This is a genomic window from Vulcanisaeta distributa JCM 11217, assembly GCF_001316005.1.
GTDB lineage: Archaea > Thermoproteota > Thermoprotei > Thermoproteales > Thermocladiaceae > Vulcanisaeta > Vulcanisaeta distributa_B.
On record NZ_BBBJ01000001.1, the window covers coordinates 156,907 to 175,767 of the forward strand.

The 18,861-nt window shown below is 44.1% G+C and carries 23 protein-coding genes and 3 pseudogenes; 22 read left to right on the forward strand and 4 right to left on the reverse strand.

The window, feature by feature from the left end:
• Positions 1 to 53: 53 nt before the first annotated feature.
• Entirely contained in the window at positions 54 to 365 is a 312-nt protein-coding gene (locus JCM11217_RS00930; protein ID WP_054841770.1) for a hypothetical protein, read from the reverse strand.
• 388 nt (positions 366 to 753) lie between these two features.
• Here JCM11217_RS00930 and JCM11217_RS12315 point away from each other — a divergent pair.
• The 7 genes and pseudogenes from JCM11217_RS12315 to JCM11217_RS12330 form a co-directional block, all read left to right on the forward strand.
• Positions 754 to 1,223: pseudogene (locus JCM11217_RS12315) on the forward strand (hypothetical protein); the annotation flags it as partial.
• Positions 1,223 to 1,504, forward strand: a complete 282-nt coding sequence (locus tag JCM11217_RS12320) for a hypothetical protein (protein ID WP_243677905.1) — start codon at positions 1,223 to 1,225, stop codon at positions 1,502 to 1,504. The pseudogene JCM11217_RS12315 and the gene JCM11217_RS12320, both read left to right, overlap by 1 nt.
• A gap of 84 nt (positions 1,505 to 1,588) precedes the next feature.
• Entirely contained in the window at positions 1,589 to 2,347 is a 759-nt protein-coding gene (locus JCM11217_RS00940; RefSeq protein ID WP_054841771.1) for a hypothetical protein, read from the forward strand.
• Positions 2,332 to 2,793, forward strand: coding sequence for a DUF58 domain-containing protein (locus JCM11217_RS00945; RefSeq protein WP_243677906.1), 462 nt, complete (start codon positions 2,332 to 2,334; stop codon positions 2,791 to 2,793). Before JCM11217_RS00940 ends, JCM11217_RS00945 begins: the two co-directional genes overlap by 16 nt.
• Positions 2,718 to 3,128, forward strand: a complete 411-nt coding sequence (locus tag JCM11217_RS00950; RefSeq protein WP_243677907.1) for a VWA domain-containing protein — start codon at positions 2,718 to 2,720, stop codon at positions 3,126 to 3,128. The genes JCM11217_RS00945 and JCM11217_RS00950 overlap by 76 nt, the downstream gene beginning before the upstream one ends.
• A 52-nt stretch (positions 3,129 to 3,180) precedes the next feature.
• Positions 3,181 to 3,804 carry a hypothetical protein gene (locus JCM11217_RS12325; protein ID WP_243677908.1) on the forward strand — a complete coding sequence of 208 codons (624 nt, stop codon included), beginning with the start codon at positions 3,181 to 3,183 and terminating at the stop codon, positions 3,802 to 3,804.
• A 58-nt stretch (positions 3,805 to 3,862) separates the two neighbouring features.
• Positions 3,863 to 4,312, forward strand: a complete 450-nt coding sequence (locus JCM11217_RS12330; protein ID WP_243677909.1) for a hypothetical protein — start codon at positions 3,863 to 3,865, stop codon at positions 4,310 to 4,312.
• Here JCM11217_RS12330 and JCM11217_RS00960 read toward each other — a convergent pair.
• Positions 4,309 to 4,743 carry a hypothetical protein gene (locus tag JCM11217_RS00960; protein ID WP_054841774.1) on the reverse strand — a complete coding sequence of 145 codons (435 nt, stop codon included), beginning with the start codon at positions 4,741 to 4,743 and terminating at the stop codon, positions 4,309 to 4,311. The two genes, JCM11217_RS12330 and JCM11217_RS00960, sit on opposite strands and share 4 nt — an antisense overlap.
• A gap of 45 nt (positions 4,744 to 4,788) precedes the next feature.
• Here JCM11217_RS00960 and JCM11217_RS12335 point away from each other — a divergent pair.
• Positions 4,789 to 5,393 (forward strand): annotated as a pseudogene (locus tag JCM11217_RS12335) (nucleotidyltransferase).
• 2 nt (positions 5,394 to 5,395) lie between these two features.
• Here the strand turns inward: JCM11217_RS12335 and JCM11217_RS00975 are convergent.
• The gene (locus JCM11217_RS00975) at positions 5,396 to 5,971 is read right to left on the reverse strand and encodes a 50S ribosomal protein L6 (protein ID WP_054841897.1); all 576 of its coding nucleotides are present in this window, start codon (positions 5,969 to 5,971) and stop codon (positions 5,396 to 5,398) included.
• 139 nt (positions 5,972 to 6,110) lie between these two features.
• Here JCM11217_RS00975 and JCM11217_RS00980 point away from each other — a divergent pair, with 139 nt between their 5' ends.
• The 10 genes from JCM11217_RS00980 (at position 6,111) to JCM11217_RS01025 (ending at position 14,567) form a co-directional block, all read left to right on the forward strand.
• On the forward strand, positions 6,111 to 7,631 hold the full coding sequence (locus JCM11217_RS00980; protein ID WP_054841777.1) for a hypothetical protein: 1,521 nt from the start codon (positions 6,111 to 6,113) through the stop codon (positions 7,629 to 7,631).
• Positions 7,632 to 7,637: 6 nt separating this feature from the next.
• The gene (locus tag JCM11217_RS00985; protein ID WP_054841778.1) at positions 7,638 to 8,153 is read left to right on the forward strand and encodes a hypothetical protein; all 516 of its coding nucleotides are present in this window, start codon (positions 7,638 to 7,640) and stop codon (positions 8,151 to 8,153) included.
• A gap of 86 nt (positions 8,154 to 8,239) precedes the next feature.
• The gene (locus JCM11217_RS00990; RefSeq protein WP_054841779.1) at positions 8,240 to 9,805 is read left to right on the forward strand and encodes a hypothetical protein; all 1,566 of its coding nucleotides are present in this window, start codon (positions 8,240 to 8,242) and stop codon (positions 9,803 to 9,805) included.
• Positions 9,805 to 10,737 carry a hypothetical protein gene (locus JCM11217_RS00995; protein WP_243677910.1) on the forward strand — a complete coding sequence of 311 codons (933 nt, stop codon included), beginning with the start codon at positions 9,805 to 9,807 and terminating at the stop codon, positions 10,735 to 10,737. The genes JCM11217_RS00990 and JCM11217_RS00995 overlap by 1 nt, the downstream gene beginning before the upstream one ends.
• An 86-nt stretch (positions 10,738 to 10,823) precedes the next feature.
• Complete coding sequence (locus JCM11217_RS01000; RefSeq protein WP_243677911.1) at positions 10,824 to 11,570, forward strand: hypothetical protein; 747 nt, start codon at positions 10,824 to 10,826, stop codon at positions 11,568 to 11,570.
• The gene (locus JCM11217_RS01005; RefSeq protein WP_054841782.1) at positions 11,570 to 12,319 is read left to right on the forward strand and encodes a hypothetical protein; all 750 of its coding nucleotides are present in this window, start codon (positions 11,570 to 11,572) and stop codon (positions 12,317 to 12,319) included. The genes JCM11217_RS01000 and JCM11217_RS01005 overlap by 1 nt, the downstream gene beginning before the upstream one ends.
• A gap of 4 nt (positions 12,320 to 12,323) precedes the next feature.
• On the forward strand, positions 12,324 to 12,998 hold the full coding sequence (locus tag JCM11217_RS01010; protein ID WP_243677912.1) for a hypothetical protein: 675 nt from the start codon (positions 12,324 to 12,326) through the stop codon (positions 12,996 to 12,998).
• A 167-nt stretch (positions 12,999 to 13,165) separates the two neighbouring features.
• Positions 13,166 to 13,618 carry a hypothetical protein gene (locus tag JCM11217_RS01015; RefSeq protein ID WP_054841784.1) on the forward strand — a complete coding sequence of 151 codons (453 nt, stop codon included), beginning with the start codon at positions 13,166 to 13,168 and terminating at the stop codon, positions 13,616 to 13,618.
• A gap of 134 nt (positions 13,619 to 13,752) precedes the next feature.
• Complete coding sequence (locus JCM11217_RS01020) at positions 13,753 to 14,166, forward strand: nucleotidyltransferase domain-containing protein (protein ID WP_054841785.1); 414 nt, start codon at positions 13,753 to 13,755, stop codon at positions 14,164 to 14,166.
• A gap of 35 nt (positions 14,167 to 14,201) precedes the next feature.
• The gene (locus tag JCM11217_RS01025) at positions 14,202 to 14,567 is read left to right on the forward strand and encodes a DUF86 domain-containing protein (RefSeq protein WP_243677913.1); all 366 of its coding nucleotides are present in this window, start codon (positions 14,202 to 14,204) and stop codon (positions 14,565 to 14,567) included.
• Here the strand turns inward: JCM11217_RS01025 and JCM11217_RS01030 are convergent.
• Positions 14,564 to 16,037: pseudogene (locus JCM11217_RS01030) on the reverse strand (ATP-binding protein). The gene JCM11217_RS01025 and the pseudogene JCM11217_RS01030 sit on opposite strands and share 4 nt — an antisense overlap.
• Positions 16,038 to 16,249: 212 nt before the next feature.
• Between JCM11217_RS01030 and JCM11217_RS01035 the strand changes: the two are divergent.
• The 4 genes from JCM11217_RS01035 to JCM11217_RS01045 are packed head-to-tail and all read left to right on the forward strand — an operon-like array spanning position 16,250 to position 18,859.
• The gene (locus JCM11217_RS01035; protein WP_243677914.1) at positions 16,250 to 17,551 is read left to right on the forward strand and encodes an APC family permease; all 1,302 of its coding nucleotides are present in this window, start codon (positions 16,250 to 16,252) and stop codon (positions 17,549 to 17,551) included.
• Positions 17,536 to 18,144: a hypothetical protein gene (locus JCM11217_RS12340; RefSeq protein WP_243677915.1), complete on the forward strand. Its 609-nt coding sequence runs from the start codon at positions 17,536 to 17,538 to the stop codon at positions 18,142 to 18,144. The genes JCM11217_RS01035 and JCM11217_RS12340 overlap by 16 nt, the downstream gene beginning before the upstream one ends.
• 50 nt (positions 18,145 to 18,194) lie before the next feature.
• On the forward strand, positions 18,195 to 18,404 hold the full coding sequence (locus JCM11217_RS01040; RefSeq protein WP_054841787.1) for a hypothetical protein: 210 nt from the start codon (positions 18,195 to 18,197) through the stop codon (positions 18,402 to 18,404).
• A gap of 5 nt (positions 18,405 to 18,409) precedes the next feature.
• Complete coding sequence (locus JCM11217_RS01045; protein WP_243678026.1) at positions 18,410 to 18,859, forward strand: orotidine 5'-phosphate decarboxylase / HUMPS family protein; 450 nt, start codon at positions 18,410 to 18,412, stop codon at positions 18,857 to 18,859.
• The last annotated feature ends 2 nt before the right edge of the window (positions 18,860 to 18,861 follow it).

The window sequence follows — 18,861 nt, forward strand, 5'->3', positions numbered from 1 at the left end:
CGTAATTATTTAAGCTTGATTACTCAATAAGGGGGGGTATAAAGTATTATTCCTTAATATAGTGCTAGATCCCTGAAATCATAGGGTATTGGCTTACCCTTCTTCTTAAGTTCATCATACCTACTCGCCAGGAATGCCTCGAGTATTGGGCAACCCTCATACCTACCCTCCCTTGGGCACTTATGATCCTCCGTATTAAACAGTATAAAGCAGTCGCCAGACCTTGTGTCGTAGTATGGGCATTTCTTGTAGTAATCCTTCATTGACCTAATTATCCTAACGATCCACCTCTGCTTTGGATCCTTTATCTCTCGCTTTAATTCGTATTCATTTAAATCTTCCTCATCCGAGTAGCCATACCTCACTAAAATCACCTTTTCGAAACGACTAAGGCGTTATTGAGTAAGGATATTAATACCTTTCTCCTCATGCATAGGCAAATTAGTTAAAACGATGTAGCACTAAAAATTTAAAGCTCAAGAGCTGCGTTTGTACTGAATGGCAACAGGTAAGGAATTAATGGCATTACTGCCGAGATTATCAGACCTGGTTAAGAGGGAGGAGATTCAGGTTAATAAATTGGTTGCGGATGCCATAAGGACTAAGGGCGTTAAGAAGATACTTACGGAGTTGGAGAGGGAGCTTAAGGGCTTAGATGATATAGCTATGGACGTACTAAGCAGCTTGGCTGTGGGTAGGCACGTGCTTATAATGGGACCCGTAGGCATAGGAAAAACAACACTCGCGGAGACGCTGGCTGAGGTGCTCCATATTTCTGAGCCTCCATACATTGAGGTTGCATGTCATAGCCACATGACGGCTACGGAATTAACAGGAGACATCGACATAGCCGTGGCACTTCAGGCAGGGCTTGATCACCCACTGGCCTATATACTGGTCCCCCCCTCGTGATGGCTCATGGTGGCATACTAATACTTGATGAGGTAAATAGGTTGAATCCATACAGCCAAGCGGCATTACTCCAGGTTCTGCAGGAACATTACGTATTCATTAGGGGGGGATTTAAGATAAGGAGTGACTTCCTGGTGATAGCCACGTCAAACCCAGCCGAGTACTCAGGCGTTTATGAACTCAGTGAGGCGTTGGCGGATAGGATGAAGGTTGTGGAGATTCCATACCCGGACAAGGACCTCCTCAAGTCAATACTATCCTGGAAGAGTAGCCTATACATGGAGCACCTAGCCTTAAGGCTCCTGATGCGTTGACGGAGGTTACGGCAACATTCATGACGTTGGTTGCTCAAGATAGTAATATTGAGGTTGGACCGAGCATTAGGTCCGCGATTTACGCAATAACCACGGCAATGTCTAGAGCATGGCTTGAGGGTAGGGAGGTTTCATTAAATGACCTGAAGAGGGAGATCATCAGTAACATGGTTAATGTTGTGCGTGGTAATTTCGCAAATGAGACTGAGAAGAAGGATTACCTTGCACGTAAGTTTGATGAGGCAGTGATGATGTATAGGAGATATTCAAGGAGATAGCCATTAATATGAACAGGCATAAGTAATTAGATGGGTAAGTTATTTAATATGGCGTATATTATCCATAGTGGGGGGGGTTAGGGCTTGAGCGCGAATGTTGATCCAGCGCAAATAATCACGAGAGTTCTTAGCAAGGTTTATGAGTATTTACAGGAGGATTCAAGGGTCATTAGACCTGGTTCGGTGAGGAGTTTTGAGGCTGCGGCTAATGACATAATGATGAGAATATTGATTGAGGGTGGTGTTGATTATGATAAATTTAAGGAGACCGTGATTAGGGTCGGTATCGAGAACCTATACCTATCAGTAGAGACTTCGAACCCAGATGATAAAAAGAGAGTGCTTGAGGAGGCATTTGAGAGGGCGTTTGAGGATGTTGAGAGGATGCAGGAGGAGACTGAGGAGGCTTCAACACAGCAGGTTGCTGGGTTCAACGTTAATAATGGCGGTGAGATTACTGAGGGCGAGAACATGGAGAGGAGTGATTATGAGAGGGGGGGTACGGGCAATATCAGCGGCGGTTTTGGTGCCGAATATAGTGCTGAGGAGAATCAAGAACTCTCAATGAGTAGGTCGCTAATTGCCAACGTCGATGAGCATAGCAAGGATGCAAAACTTGACTCAATAATATCAACGATATATGAAATACTGTATGGTGGCGTTGGTACTGTTAACTTCCTAAACCTAGCTCAATTAATAAATATGTTCATTGACCCATACGCAAACATTGTGGAGAAGGCTAAGGTCCTCAGGAAGATGGAGCCTTACCTCAGGAATTATGGCTTGTTACCCACGGACTTTAGAAGGAGTAGGGATGGGGGGAGAGGATGTTTGAGGCTTTGAGGAATGTGGTTAGGAATGCGATGAGTGGTATGGGGGGGCAGGTAAAGATTGTTAGGTTCACGGACATAGATAAGTACCCAACATACGTAGTCAGCGTTAGGGAGTACAAAATCGGCGATAATTACTTCGACGTTGACCTGCAGAAGACGGCTATGAACCTGAGTAGGAAGTCCATGATGCATAAACTATTCACTAACAAGGACATTGTGGTTAAGGAGTACGCGAATGTTAAGACCATAGATATTGTGCTTTGTTTAGACGTATCAGGGAGCATGAGGGAGCTTAGTAATGGAATGCCCAAGATAGAGATTGCCAAGGATGCTGTGCTCAATACATTCAGTTCCTATCAAAAACCAACGATAGGCTTGCCATGGTGCTCTTCAACTTCAGGGCAGACGTGCTTTGGGGGGGATTGCACCAGGTTAGGAGGTATTGGCAGCAAATGAATTACATGCTTAAGTACGTGTATGCAGGTGGCGGTACAAACCTGGCGAATGCCCTCGAGAGGTCTAGGGAGGTATTGACCAGGTCTAGGAGTAATTCCAAGCATGTTATTTGCGTAACTGATGGTAGGACGGTCAATTCAAGCATGTGCATTAAGGAGGCGGTTAGGCTTAGGAGGGGGGGTGGTACAACCATATCCACGATAGCCATTGGCGAGAATAGCGATGACGAATTGTTAATGAGGCTTTCGAAGATTGGCGGTGGTCTCTTCATAAAGATTAGTAGCATTCATGACCTGGGCAAGGCTTTGATAATGGATAAGCTACATAGCATGTGATCCTACTCTATAATACGCTGAGCATTAGCTTGATTTCTTTATATACCTACATGTGATTGTTAATTCGGTGACTTCAGTGCTTAGGTGCTTCAGTGATTTTGTAAGCTTTATTGTGAAGTATCCATTCAGTAGGGAGGGCCTCACCAGATTCAGGGAAATAACGAGCGAGAGGGGGGGGTTATACATCAACGACCTTGCAAACTCAGCAATAGGTAAACAACTGCTTCAACGAGCTTACGAAATACTCAGCGAAGCCATTATAAGGAATTCAATAACCGATGACCCCGACTTCGGTGAAGATGAGCTACTGGCTCATTACATAGCCATAATCCTTGCGGCACACCTTGATAGGGCCCTTTGGAGGAGGTTCGCAGATGTTGAGAGTAAGAGGTTCTCAAGTAGGTTAGCACTTGAGGATCCGGACTGCGTGATATACCTCGCTAAGGAATTTGGTATTAATGCCGCGAGATTAAGGGACCTCGACATATATGACGAGAACCTAGCATTGGCATTCGACGTAGGCGTCAGGGTTTGGGATTACCTGAGGTTCATGCCTAGGAACGATCCCTACTGGAAGCTCGTTAATAGGTACTTGCTTAAGGGTTGGGTATTAATGACGTATAAGGACCTTGTTAGGCTGGTGGAGGAGGCGGTTGAGAAAAGGTCCTTGAGCTAATAAGTAAGGCATCCGAAAATTTAGATGAGACGAAGCATTAATCGACGCATTAGGCGGTATGAAGGAGCTTATGGAGTACAGGACCGGGTCTGCGGCAAAGGTTAGGGTCCAAATAACGGGGTTAACACCACCATGCATGGATGCAATAATTAACGAGATCAAGTCTGGGGGTAACCCGAGTCACCAGGCGAGGTTTGCCGTGGCTGCCTACATGCTCAGGAGGTGCCATGACCTCGAGGGTAAGCCCGTGGAGGATTGCGTTGAGGATGTGGTTAACCTGTTTAGGACTGTGGCTGATTTCGATGAGAAGAAGACTAGGTATCAAGTGGAGCACATAGCCGGCCTTAGGGGGGGTGGGCATAAATTCTACATGCCCCCCCCATCCTGCCAGGAAATGAATAGCCTTGGTCTATGTCCAACAAACCTAGGGTGCGGTGTTAAAAATCCACTGCAGTATACGGCTAAGGCAATTAGGAAGTATCAATCAATGCAGAAGGCACAGAGTTAGGCGTACATCGTTGTCCCCTCACCCTGCCTCTGCTGTTGTTGTGGCGGAGGCGCAATCGGCATTGCGGGTGGAATACCCAACTCCTTAAGTAGTAGGTTTACTTCGAAGAATACGTATTGACCAATCATCATCTGAATTATTTGTGGGGACTTACCTGAATTCACGGACTTAGCTATATCCTCAACCTGCCTTGGATCACCCTGGATAATCAATGCACCCCCCCTAATCGATATATTAACTATTGATGGATTCGAACTAGCTGCCAGCGAAAATGGTATCTCAACGACATCACCCCCCCTAACCACGGCATTAGGACCAATGATGAGGTTAACATTAAACGCGACCTGTGCTTGAGGCGGTATTAATTGGAGGCGTTCAGCGTGTAGGTAGTCAAACCTTATACCCACGGCCTTAAACGATACTCCAGACATACTTGGCAAAACACTTAAATTTAAATGGTAATTTAAAGTCTACGCATGGGAAGTAATCAATACAGGGAAGTGGTGGATTTAATAAGGAAGGCATTGGTAAAGGTTGGCTCCGAATTACGTAAGAGGGATATTGATTTCATCCTCATTGGCAGTGCGGTGCTACCCCCCCTGCTTTATGGAATTGATTGGAATGTGCACGACATAGATATCTTTGTAATAAATAAATCAACGATAACAGAGCCGAGACATTTGAGGAAATCGCCAGGGAGAATGATTGGGACGTGGGCATGGACATGAACGGCATGATGTACTACGAAATACTTGTTGATGCCCAGGTTATTAGGGTTGACCTCATGGAAAACATCCTCGACATTTACATACCCGAGGAAATGATAAAAAATGCGGTTAAGGTGAAAGTAGATGGACTTGAAATAAGGAGCATAAGGCTTGAGGACCTACTGGTCCTAAAGGCCAGGGAGGCTAGTGAGGAGGGTGATGAATTCCTATCAAGGATTGCCGAAATACTCGCGGATCCAGAAAGTAAGGTAAGCATTGACAAAGAGTATCTGAAAAGAGCCATTAATTACTATGCAGATGATAAGGACTCAATAGAAAGGAGGCTCGAGAAATCCGGAATATACCTTGAATGAGCTTACTTCATGTGCTCAACGGCATAGACGTAAATACCGTCAAGAACGCCGGGACCACCCTCACGTCCATGTGGGCTAATCCTCTCGTCACCTCTCAAGGTCGTGGCCAATTCAATGTTTGCTGCGAATTGACTAACGATCTCCTTATCAATACCCTCAACAACAATGTCATCCTTAGTTGTTGAAACCTTAACGCCCTTGGGTATATTGAGGATTATCTTCGACCTTCTACCCATGAAATTCTCAATGACTAATTGATTACCCTGAACCTTAGCATTCATTGGGAAGTGGGAAAACACTATCTTAAGCTTGTACCTCCATCCCCCCCTCGTAACTCCGAGAATCATATTCCTAATGTGCCCAGCCACAGTACCAACAACAGCCTTCTCACTCCTACCCACGAAGTAGGATTCAACGATTATGGAACCGTCAGAAGACCTTATAATGACGGGTATGTTACCGAAGTCCCTCTCCAAAGTACCCAATGGCCCCTTAACAATGACCCTACTACCATTAACATCAACCTTAACACCCTCCGGAACCTCCACCTCCTCAAACACGTACGGCTGTCTGGCCATATCGAATTGATGATTGATTAAACCCCCTATTAAAGCGTTTAGTACCGTAAAGGTGTTAGTAAGCGATAATCTTATATTCAAGTTATTACGTGTCTCACGTTCAGCTAAGTTTAAAAACCTAACATTCAATTTATTATTAATGCTCAATTCCAAATTAAGCGCAAAGGGACAAACGAGCGCCATTGAAGTAGCAATAATAATACCAGCAATAATAATAGCAATAATCGTATTCATAGCCCTCATACCAAATTACTCCTACTCGGCAAGCTCTGAAGTAAACACATTCCAATTAAATGCCATGGCCCAATCATTACTTCAATACATAATTACAAATCCAGGTAATCCACCCAATTGGGGGGGATTGAACTCCAGTGGTCTATCCTCCTTCGGATTGGCCGAGCCAAACCAACCATATAGCTTAGACCCATTTAAGGTATTAGCCCTAACCTACTGGGATTACCAAAACGGAATAAACCCACTGCCACCACCATCAGGAACAACGGCAATATGTCAAATACCACAATCAAGTAGTGGCTTCTTTGGATACCTAAATAGTCTCAACATTACAAGCCTATACATAACGAATTACTTCATATTAATGCCAACAACCTTAGCAAGGGCATCCCTTAACTACACAAACGTAAAGGAAATGCTGGGTCTAGGTAATAATTACGACTTTAAGCTAATAATATACCCCCCCGTATTTAATGTCACGGTAGCAAATAACACATTAACGAATACAGTAACCGTGCAAGTGACCAGGTTCAATACAAATCCACCACAACCTGTGCCTAACGCGACAGTTCAAATAACATACACAATAATGTACTACAGCACCAGCTCAAGCGGTAACAAGTTTAGTTTCGCAATATGTGCGGGTACATCACCTCCAGAGACCACGAATAATAACGGAATAGCAGTCTTCAACATGGCGACCCTAAGCTGCACAAGCACCGCAGGCAACTTAACCGTGAGCCACCCATACATAAACAACGCATCAAGTATATATATAGACGCATACGCAAGCATAAGCGGGATTGGAGACCATGGCTACTTAGTGTGGCCAAATAACATAACGATACCACTATTAATGGTAATGATATTACCCAACAGCACAAACACCAACTCGATACTTTTCATAGACCCAAGCGCCCTCAACACAACTTGCCTAGAAATAATCTACAACAGCACTGGAAAACGTTCACTTGGACTAAGGGTAATGGCAATATATAAGTCAGTCTACGGTTATGTATTTCAAGAAACCAACTTTACATTAAACCCAGCAAACGGTAATAGTCAGCAATCATACCCAGTACCCTGCACAGCCACTTATCCTGGCAACGGTAATCCAAGTAGTGGTCAGAAGAGCTCTGTATGTTATTGGAACGTGCCCAGTTCGCCTATGTTCCTCGTAGTCACCGTTTACAGAAACTCCCAGGGACAGGCAGGCAATATACCTAAATCGCAAATCCTCGTAATACCCTACGGAATATCACCACAATTCTACCTAAGCAATAGAGTCATAGTCTTCGGAAAAACAATAAAGGACGCGCCAGTCGGCACAGCAACAGCCCTAGTCTACATCGGGGGGGACTCAGCCTACTACGCAACCCTATACCTATACTACGGAGGAAACATCTTCGGACCGATGGGGGGGTGATGGGTCATGGCTAACATAAGCAAGAGAGGTCAGGGATTACTAATTATTGCAATACTCCTCGTCCTCCTTATACTCGCTATAGCCCTCATCTACAGGGAATTCACAATGACCCCAGCATACATATACCAAAGGAGCGTGTACTACGCCCTCAAGTACGATCCGCAGGTAATAGTTGAACAGTTAATACAAGTGATGAATGCCGTGGTTACTGGCTACGCCATAAACTATAGCCAATTCCTAATGAATGAGGGAATTACCTTGTACCTACACGCACTAACCTCCATGCCAGTATCCTACTCGCTTTCAAATGTGATTGAATCGCAACTAAAACTAATGATAAATAGCATATACACACCAACAGGACTAGTAGTACCAGAAAGTAACTTAAAAACAAACATAACAGCCGTAACCGGATTCTACGGGGGGGCACTCAGCATACCAGGCATTAAGTACGTGTACTCAGGAGGCAATGAATCACTAATACTGGCGAGCGCCCAACAAACCTATGACCTACCAACCTAGGAATACAACACCTAACATTAAACTACGCCATAAACTTAACAGCATCAATAGCACCAAATGGCACCTGCAACATAAGCCCAAACACGATGATCTACAACACAACACTGGAGTGCATATTCAACTTCAAAACAAACACTTACACATGCACAGGACCCGGAATATACTCTACCGGACAAGCCAACTCACTATGGGCACCTTATTACGGGGCGTACTCAAGCCAGGAGAATTGGCAGAAGGGCATTGGTTGGGTAGTCTCCTCAGGCACATACCCACTGGTGTTTATATACCCAGTCGACGAGCTCATGGGACAGAGTGGCTTCGCGATATCCGCGACCTTCAACGTAACCCAATCACCAAATAACTACCTAGTGGGTATAAACTTCCTAACTCCAACACCGCCAACCAGCGGTACGGGTAATAGAGGCTACACTATCTGTATTACACCATCAACCTCACAATCCATCAATAATAAATGCACAGTCAGCTATACATCAAGTTCAACCATAATAAATGTGACGGTCATAGTAACGCCAAATGAACCAATCAACTTGTTTGGTGGAAGCACCATCGGAACAGCCTCTATCTATGTCAATGGTCAACCTCAAAAATCAATGTCTGTTTATTTACCTAACTTCCACTTAATACCAAACACAGTATTTGGCAATAATGCATATATATTAAGTGGCTATGACACTACTAACGGAGTATACGTGGGCTCCTGGGTAGCACTTATACTTAAAAACGCCGCGGTAATAAACGCCTCGGTAAAGTACTTCAACAGTTACAACCTGCCCACAAACATACCAATAGAGGTATCCATAAACAACAACCCAGCACTAGGCACAATACTCAGTGGACTAGCCGTAACACCAACATTGGGAGCAAAAAGCTTCGGCATTAGCTACACCGTATGCAACATAACAAGCAACGCAATAGTATTTAACGTACAAATGCCCTGGCCACCCACAGGCTACCCAATAACGCAGTACTTAGTACTTGTTAATTATAGCAATATAGTACTTGCACTAAATCCCTGGGCTTATCCTCAAAACTCATTAATCCCACAGGGTTATTCGGCCACCTCATTAGTGCCATATATGGCTTATGTACTTAATGAATCAAGTAACGAATTGATTGTTAATACCTATTTCGTAAACCTTGGCATACCTACACTACTATCAATATATGGATCAAGCACAGGCTTATACATTACAAACATAATTAATGGATATGATTATGCAGTAATGGGTCCAGTAACACCAATACTACCAATAAACATACTCAAGGTCAATAACGTATTCCCAATGCACGTCATGTCCATATTCACATTCAACGAAACACTGTACAACTTAGCCACAGGATACACGGTAATAAGCCAGATAGTGCCACCAGCGCAGACCCAAATAACCGGTTATGGCAACACTGCCAATTACCCAAGCGGGCTCTATAACTGGGTCACAGAGTACGAGCATTTCCCCAACCAAACATTACCCTACACGTATTTTAACTATACAATACTAAATTGCTATGGAACAGCGCAAAGTGGTAATACATACTATAATTATAATCTTTACTTCATATTCGCGAATAACCAGATTCAGTATGATGGGTATACACCAAGTTGGCAATTACCAGCATGCCAGGGGTGGTGATGATGCAGTCCGCTAGTTATGTTCGTGGGCAGGTGAGGATTATTGAGGCCATTGCGGCGACGATAATAGTACTCATACTAGCCGCGCTGCTCCCCCCCATAATCTTCAACTCGCCGACAACGACACTGAGAGGTCAAGTACAGACGAATACTGAGTGGTACACATACGACGTACTACTGACGGCCATCAGCAATCCGCAGTTCACGTACTATGTACAGCACGGTAACTGGAGTGCCGTTCAATCACTGCTCAATACAATTGTTGGTCCTCAGTATGATTGGTACATTGCCGTGGTTCCATATAGAGATATTGTGGTCTTAACGTCTATTGTGAATCGTGGAAATTACGTACTGATACCGCTGAGTATAATACCGAGTGTTTACTACGCACCTCCGCTGGGCATGCCGATATTTATGACTAGTACGAATACGTCCATGCTCTCGCTAAACATATACACAATAAACTCCCTACTTAGTGGTAGTTATTCAATAAACACTAGTATGCCATTATCGAATGTGGCCTTCATACAATGCAAAAACCCACTTAATACTAACATAACACAATGCATTGAGAACAATAACATTAGAATGCTCAGTTGGTGGCTTGAGTACTTTGATCCACGTACTGGCGTTGCCGTGGTTTGGCTCAATGCCACTGGTAATGTCTACATGCTCGTGTCTAATGGTAGTACTCCCTACAATGTGTTGAGTAATTCCTATTGTCAGTACCCGTATTGCTATCCAATCGGTGGCGTCAGTAACATCATGTACTCCTCATTCAATGTTCCATATAATAATGAACCACAATTCATTAACTACTACACGCAGCAATCGCTATCTCAATGCTATTCAAGTAACAATGGCATGTACAGTGGCAGCAATTACCTAGTTAAGATAAAAACAAGTGGCGGAACCGCATCATGCAAAGCCTAAATGCTCCAACGACAGCCAGCTGCACCTTACCAGTAAGCACTAGTAATAACGTAGGTGGAATTAACGCCTATCTAATTGGTCAATTAATGACATCGATACCAGATACGAACTTCACGCTAGGCTTTAATAATGTTAATGTCGAGCTAAATATTTGCTTCATTAATAATACGTGTGTAAATGACTATACTGGGTCAATTGCCGGTGTTTCATTCCCAATAAGTATTGGTAATATAAACGTGATTGAGACGTATGGAAATACCCATGAATATCTATCTCTAAATATTAATAATAACATTAATTACACACAACTGCCTAGTTATTACTACGTATACCTACTCACGTTATCGTTATCGCTAGATCCTACGAGATGTGGAATAGATGTAAATGCATCAATATATGACTTAGTCACGATGGGCGGTGCTTCACTTTCGTATTTCTATAATTTAACGAGCAATAATGGGCTCAACTGTACTCAATTAATGACGAATCCAAACATAACAAGTGTAAGCCTAGTTATTGTGCCCAGTAGCTTACTAATACAGCAAAGTACGCCACAAAATCCGAACAATGGTGTTTACTACGTCTATAATGCCACGACAATAGTCTATGATCTATGGGTTACACAAACACCAACTACGTCTTACTACATGCCAATTACGACTTCCTACAACTTTGAATTACTTAATAAGTATAACGTAGTTCCTCAGCAGTATAGGGAGAGGTTTTTCCTAAGTGGCTTTGCACCTACGGCCTCTGCCTACGCCATCATTCAGTTGCCCAATGGTACTTATTACCTGGTTTATCTGGGTTTAATGAGTGTAGCTGGTGGGTGATGGGTATGGCGAGGGGCTTGAGTGAGACTATCAGCATGGTCATCATGATGGGTGTGGTGATTGCCCTGGGCCTCATATTCTACTTAATCGTTGGGATCAACTTTAGTAAGGCATCTGCGGACGTGTCGGCCTCGCAAGTCGAGACATTATTCGACAACGTAGCCACTGACCTGGACAGTGCCTTGTCCAGTCCAATGCCATCTAATGTGCTTAGTTACCCGGTCTTTATGACTAATTACGGGACTTACAACGTTGTGTCATCCTTCTGTAATTTGACGATTAATGGGACAACCGTGTATAGTAGTGGCGGTGTAATTTTCGGTGTATCGCCAAGCTATGGTTCAATGCCCAGTGGGTACATTAACGTGTTGCTGGGAAATAGGAGTTTAATAGCTGTTAATGAGTCGAGTAATCTGTTTAATGTGGTGTTTTATGGGACATCGACAATCTCTGGCGTGACTTATGGCGAGTTCATCGCGTTATATCCCAGGGTTACCGTGTTTACCATGGGTGGCGGTCAGTACGAGTTGTTGGTGCCTGTTTTGGTTGGTCGTTTTAGGTCCAGTCTTAGTAATTTGCTTGTGTTTAATGTGACGTATCCGATATCAGTTAATTATAATTATAATAGCCCTGGAACGTACGTCATTAACTACACATGCGGCGTCAGAAATGAAATATTGACTGGCGGTGTTGTGCTTAGTGGAAAAATTGAAATACTCCCAGTATACATATATGTGTATTATGGGTGATTGAATGAGGATCACGCTCAAGCCAGTCCATACCTACTGGAGGCGCGGACAAAGCGATGTGCTGAGCATCGTCATTTTAATTGCCGTGATAATGGTGATGAGTGCCATATTCATTGTTTTCTCCATGGTGCAGTTCGGCAATGAAGTCTCTCAGTCATCTATTGAGTACGTTGCGTCATTCCTTACGAATGTCGCGGATGACATTGATACATTCATGTTCGTGCCAGGTGCAGTACTCACATACCAACTACCGAATACTAACTACGGAACATACAACTTTATGAACTCATTATGTAACATAACTATTAGTACGACTTCGAATAATATCATCAATGAAGTAAGCGGCGGATTAATATACGGTGTGCCACCCACCTATTTCTCATTACCACCTGGGTTTAGTAATGTGTGGAGGGGTTCCACATTTAATGGCGTACCCACATCATCACTGAGAGACCTCTCGCTAATTGTCAGCTACCAAACGCGCATCTTAATGGGCACCTCAATGGCCATTCTACAATTTGGTTATGGTAACTTCAATGGCGTTAACTATGGCACTTACTTAGTCATGGTTCCTAGGGTTATGACTATAAACGGCACTGGTCCCGCTGGGATCGGGTATGTGTACATACCCGTGCTTAACCTGATTAGCAATCAGGGTAGGGGGCAGGTTAATCATTAGCATTCAGAACATTAGTCTCAATCAGTAGTTCTTAGAAATGGTGGTATATTGAAGATTAGTGAGGTTTGTTACTTCGGTAATGGCGTTAAGCCAATAAGCTCAAGTGCCGTTGTGGTGGGTAATACCGTGTACGTAACCATAGTTCAGATAGGTGTTGGCTTCGGGTGATGGTTATGGACACGCTGGCCTTCATAATAATGACCGTGGTCCTCATGGTACTGGTCATAGCCTTCACCTGGTACATGAATTACTATATATCCATGAACCTGCTCAACACGGCTAATTACATAACCTCGTTAGTAACGTCGGCGTTGAAACATGAGATGGAAACCGCCGTATCGATAGCCTCCTTTAACGATGTTACTGGTGCCTTCAACTTCACTTTCATGCTGCCCACATCCTCATTCTCAACCCAGGGACTCGCCATAAATTACAATATAACGCTATACCCAGCAATACTTGGGTCTGGCAGTAATAAGGTTTATGAGTTAATGGCTAACATAACCGTGACGGCGAGCCTAGGGCCAGCAACGAGGATCATGAGGCCACTACCCTACTCTACTCATCAACACAGCCATACACAATCACGGCATACAATTGCGAGGAAGGGCAGCAGGTAACTCTAGCTAACCCATCATGGGTATATCAGGGATTACCAAGCCAGCCCCAATCATGTACCTGGAATAGCGCTGATATTCAGAAGGGCTATGCAATAATAAGTATAAGTAAGGGCTGATTCATTAAGGAATTAAATATGAGCGTTGGTGATTTAAGGTTATTTCCGTGGAGCAATTACGGTGTGGTCTTCGCAGTGCTATTTGGTTCTAGGGCGTGGGGGGGTAGGGTTGTTAAGGGTGATTGGGATGTCGCCGTTTGGTTAATCGATGTTGATAAGGACCTTGACCTTCAGTATGCATTGGCTAGGTTTCTCCATGTGCGTGACGAGGACGTAGACCTAGTGGTTCTTAATAATTATGAGTACCTACCCTGCTCATTAATAATAGACGCTTTGGGTAGAGGCAGGGTAATCTACTACAGGGACCTTGATGAGTATCTTGATATCAAGTTGAGGGTTTTAGCGCCCTGCTTTGACTTTATGATTGATGCCGAGAAACTTGACCTGTTGAGGACTCAGATAAATGCGGTGACCAAGAAATGGGCGCAATAGAGCGTCTATTGAAGCTTCTCCTTCATTACACATCTTTGCTGGATAACTTAAGTGTTAATGATCTGGGGGACGTGTATAAATACTTCTCCGCCGTATACCTATTACAGGTTCAAGCTCAGTCTCTCATTGATATGGCTGTTAAGGCTGCATCTGCTATGGGCTTTGAGGTTGAGGGCTACATAGATGCCGGTAATAAGTTAGTGGGTGCTGGATTGCTCAGTAATGAGGAGTTTAGTAGGTATAGGTCTATCGTTAGGTTTAGGAATATCGTGGTTCATCAGTATGGCATAATCGACATCAATGTGATCCGGAGAATAATAGGTAATAGGGAGTATAGGGAGGTTGCCAGGCTCGGTATCAAGATTGTGGAGGAATTACGTAAGCGAGGAATTGATTGTTAGGCATCCCTAACCCTAATCAGTATTGGCTTTCTAAGTGGGTTCATTAGGCCAGCCACGAAGAACTCCCTAGTACCAAGCTGAGCTAGGGTTGCCTCGCTCACGTCGGCCAAGTCCATGTACGCGGCTATCTCCCTGAGGTCACCCTGGGCGCTCAACCTACTGAAGAACACTGTGCCGAGGTTAGCCCTGATGCTAGCCCTAACATCCCTCGCAATCCTCTGGCTAGCAACGATAAGTGATAAGCCCCCCCACTTACGGCCCTCCCTAGCCGTAGTCTCAATGACGTCGCCGCATATCGTCCACTCATTCTCAGGCACGTAGTTCTGGGCCTCATCAATGACGAAGACCAGGTCAAGCGGTGCCTTATTATTCTTGACCAACCTCCAGGCGGCATCTATGACGTCAGCGACGATCGCCTGCTTAACCACAAGCTCAGGGTCAAGGCTTAGGTCAATGACTATTGGGCTTGACTTCAATGCCATGTTTACGATATCCATCGGCGATAAGGTCCTCCTATTAAGCTCATCGAAGAACTCATTTTCTATGAAGTAGTCAATGAAGAGCCTAGCCTTCTCAACAGTTGAATCCCTGGCGCCCAACCCCCTCATACTATCCACTAGGTGTTTCGTGAATAACGCCTTATCCCACTTAACCACTTGATTAGCTTGAGCGCTTGGCTGTTGATCAATTAGTTGAGTCGATTGTTGCTTCCTCACTTTCTTATCACCACTCACATATGTAATCACGGCGACTTCTAGGTACTCACCGAAGGTCTGCCAATTAAGCCTGGCCTTCTCAGCGATTACGGATGCTATTGTTGGTGGTGAGATGGCAATTTCCTTAGATGTTATTACCCTATCCCTGAAATGCGGCGCGTAATCTACGCCACTGTGGTCAAAGACAATTACGTGCTTTCCAACCCTAACCAGCTCCTCAATTAGGGCCTTAACAAGCCTGGACTTACCCACGCCAGTGGCTCCAAAGACGCCAACGTGCTGATTAACAAAGCTAGCATCTAGGTTAATGGGCCAACCACTGTACTTATGACTGCAACGTAAATTGGCAGGTTGGACTTTACGTAATCATTAAGGAACTTTCCATCCTTAATAACAAAGACCTTAGAACCTGGTGTCGGTACGTGCCTAACCTCAAGCACCGACTTCGTGCTTGGTTTCAACGCCGCATAAAGCCTAACGGCAGCTGAGGTGAAGGGCATGAGTATTGTTTGATCAAGAACCTCAGGCCTATCTACGAAGGGCGACCTAACCCTATCCCTAATGAGGGGCTCGAGCTTCGTCACATTCCTAACAACACCAAGTAATAGCTCATCCTCGAGGGATGGATCATGAATAATGACTAATTGCTCCTCCAAGGCCAGGTTCTCAGCCTTCTTATAGACTGAATCGGCACTAAACTAACCGATGCTCCACTTGTCGTAATACCAACCTCAACACAACACCTATCAAGCATTCAATGATTAATCTCAGGAGAGCTTATAAATAACTAATGATGAATGATTTTATCAATAAATTATAAAATTGAATGTAAAAACACGTTAATGCTATAAATAATATATTTGTAAAATGAAAAAATCATTTGATATATTACAAGCAACATTTTATATAAATATAAATATAAAGGGAAAAATTAATAAAGAAGAATAAAGTATATTATATTTCGTTATGTCTAACCCACCTGAGTTAGGTCCGAAGATTGGTGTTGAGAAGGCTGAGGTTACGGATAAGCAGCTCAGGAAGGCGTTAAATGTGTTCGATATTGCATACCTAGTAATAGGCGCAGTAATTGGTAGTGGTTGGTTATTCGGCTCATTCTATGCAGCGGCAACGGCGGGTCCTGCGGCGATAATTTCCTGGCTACTTGGGGGGGGTATATTCCTAATGTTCGTGGCATTCTCATTCGCGGAGTTAGGCGGTATGATACCAAAGTCTGGGTCTATAGTGAGATATCCACAGTATAGCCATGGCAGCCTCGCCTCATTCATACTTGCATGGGCCTACTTCCTAAGCGCAATAACAGTGGCACCCGCTGAGGCTGAGGCTGTGGTCACGTACATGTCATCCTACGTCCCTGGTCTCCTCACACCAACCGGTGTCTTAACCCTTGAGGGTGGGCTTGTGGCATTTGCTTTCCTAACATTCTTCTTCCTCCTTAATTACTTTGGTGTTCATGTTATGGGTAAGACGAATACTGGTGTTGGTTGGTGGAAGCTAATAATACCAATACTCACGGTGGTCCTATTACTCGGCTTATTCCTACATCCTGCGAACTTCACGGCAGTGCCTGGTGGTTTTGTACCATACGGATGGGCGCCTGTGTTCATGGCATTACCAACAACTGGTATTGTATTCGCCTATCTAGGTTTTAGGCAGGGTATTGAGTATGGCGGTGAAGCTAAGAATCCACAAAGGGATCTGCCACTAGGTACTGTGGTGGGCTTCTTGATATGCATGGCAATTTACGTATTACTTCAGGTTGCCTTTATTGGTGCCATTGATTGGTCTAAGCTTAGCCTTAAGCCTGGTGATTGGGCCGACCTAACATCAACAGTGCTAAGTAGTGGGCCGTTTTATGAGATAATGAAGATAAGTGGAATACCAATACTAATGGCCTTCGGCATAGTCCTACTAATTGACGCAATAGTCTCGCCATCCGGCACAGGCTGGATATACACAGGTACATCGGCAAGGACATTCTATGGAATGGCTGCCGACGGCCACTTACCCGACTGGTTCCTAAAGCTTAATAGGTGGAAGGTACCAATGTGGTCGACGATCGCTGCCTGGCTCGTCGGTGCGTTATTCCTAATACCATACCCAGCATGGGTATACATAATAACATTCATAAGCTCAACAACGGTATTATCATACGTCGTTGTTGGATCAACGCTTGTTGTGCTTAGAAAGACGGCGCCTGAAGCTCCTAGGCCGTTTAAGTTACCTGCCCATACGTGTTTGGTGCTTTAGCTTTCATATTTGCCTACCTAATACCGTATTGGTCTGGTTTTACGACTATGTGGGGGGGTGTTACGGCATTGGTTCTTGCCGGCTTACCTCTATTCTTCATGTATACCGCGTCCAATAGGTTTGGTGTTAAGAGGAGTAACGCCGCGATTCTCGGCATTATTTACTGGATTATCTTGGCATTATCTACGATATTCCTCATTTACTACGACATAATCACTCCATACAACTCCATAGGTCCACTACCACTGAGTATGAAGTATGTGCTGCCATTCGTGGCTTACGTCGTAATAATGCTTGCAGTTACCGTGGCCTTCATTTACGTGATCCGCATGTGGTCTAATGAGGAGGGTAGGCAGCACATTAGGGCTGGTTGGTGGGTCCTCGGGGTCTTATTCACTACGTTAATACTCGACTTCGTTGGACCATTCAGCGTCTGGAAGTCACCACCACTACCATTCCCATACGACACAATAACCGCAGCAATAATCGCCCTAATACTATTCTACTGGTCCGTAAGAAGCGGAATACCAACAAGGGACCTAGAGGTAGTGCTAAGGGAAATGGGGGGGGCGATAAAGGAGGAGAGAAAGTAAGCATTTTGCGTTAAAATTGTTAAATAAAACCATTTTTTAATTATTTTCTGATGATACAGAGACATACAGGGCTTATCCTGGCGTTTGACGTTGATTGGGATGCGGAGAGATCAATCATTTTCTTAAATGAAATTAGTGATTTAATTGATGCTGTTAAGATTGGTTGGCATCAATTACTAACTATTGGGCCTCAGGGAGTTAAGGAATTAACAAGCAGGTTGGTAAGTATTTCCTGGCTGATTTTAAGCTCGGTGATGTAGCGCATATTAATGAGTACGTGGTTAGGAGATCCCATGAATTGGGCATTAATGGCATAATAATGCATGCAGTAGCAGGTAGGGATAACTTAGCAGTTGCTGTGAGTACGGCGCATAAACTAGGCGTTGATTCTTATTTGCTGATTTCCATGAGTTCTGGCGGTGAGTTATACGATAAGAACCTTGATTATGGTGTAACACTTGGCATGAGTCTTGGTGTTAGTGGCTTCGTAGTTCCCGCAACGAAGCCAAGTATTATAAGGCAGGTTAGGTCGATGGTCGGTAATAATTATCAAGTGCTATCGCCGGGTGTTGGTGTTCAGGGTGGCAAGCCTGGATGTGCGATAGCCAATGGGGCTGATTTCGAGATTGTCGGTAGGTCAATAATCAATAGTGAGACACCGAGGAAGGCGGCGCTTAATATATTGAATGAGATTAGGAACCCAACTATTTGCTGATC

Coding starts and splice junctions, on each gene's coding strand:
- JCM11217_RS00945 (WP_243677906.1), top strand. CDS start 2,332: ATGTTTGAGGCTTTGAGGAATGTGGTTAGGAATGCGATGAGTGGTATG.
- JCM11217_RS00950 (WP_243677907.1), top strand. CDS start 2,718: ATGGTGCTCTTCAACTTCAGGGCAGACGTGCTTTGGGGGGGATTGCAC.
- JCM11217_RS12330 (WP_243677909.1), top strand. CDS start 3,863: ATGAAGGAGCTTATGGAGTACAGGACCGGGTCTGCGGCAAAGGTTAGG.
- JCM11217_RS00960 (WP_054841774.1), bottom strand. CDS start 4,743: ATGTCTGGAGTATCGTTTAAGGCCGTGGGTATAAGGTTTGACTACCTA.
- JCM11217_RS00975 (WP_054841897.1), bottom strand. CDS start 5,971: ATGGCCAGACAGCCGTACGTGTTTGAGGAGGTGGAGGTTCCGGAGGGT.
- JCM11217_RS00980 (WP_054841777.1), top strand. CDS start 6,111: ATGCTCAATTCCAAATTAAGCGCAAAGGGACAAACGAGCGCCATTGAA.
- JCM11217_RS00985 (WP_054841778.1), top strand. CDS start 7,638: ATGGCTAACATAAGCAAGAGAGGTCAGGGATTACTAATTATTGCAATA.
- JCM11217_RS00990 (WP_054841779.1), top strand. CDS start 8,240: ATGATCTACAACACAACACTGGAGTGCATATTCAACTTCAAAACAAAC.
- JCM11217_RS00995 (WP_243677910.1), top strand. CDS start 9,805: ATGATGCAGTCCGCTAGTTATGTTCGTGGGCAGGTGAGGATTATTGAG.
- JCM11217_RS01000 (WP_243677911.1), top strand. CDS start 10,824: ATGACATCGATACCAGATACGAACTTCACGCTAGGCTTTAATAATGTT.
- JCM11217_RS01005 (WP_054841782.1), top strand. CDS start 11,570: ATGGGTATGGCGAGGGGCTTGAGTGAGACTATCAGCATGGTCATCATG.
- JCM11217_RS01010 (WP_243677912.1), top strand. CDS start 12,324: ATGAGGATCACGCTCAAGCCAGTCCATACCTACTGGAGGCGCGGACAA.
- JCM11217_RS01015 (WP_054841784.1), top strand. CDS start 13,166: ATGGTTATGGACACGCTGGCCTTCATAATAATGACCGTGGTCCTCATG.
- JCM11217_RS01020 (WP_054841785.1), top strand. CDS start 13,753: ATGAGCGTTGGTGATTTAAGGTTATTTCCGTGGAGCAATTACGGTGTG.
- JCM11217_RS01035 (WP_243677914.1), top strand. CDS start 16,250: ATGTCTAACCCACCTGAGTTAGGTCCGAAGATTGGTGTTGAGAAGGCT.
- JCM11217_RS01040 (WP_054841787.1), top strand. CDS start 18,195: ATGATACAGAGACATACAGGGCTTATCCTGGCGTTTGACGTTGATTGG.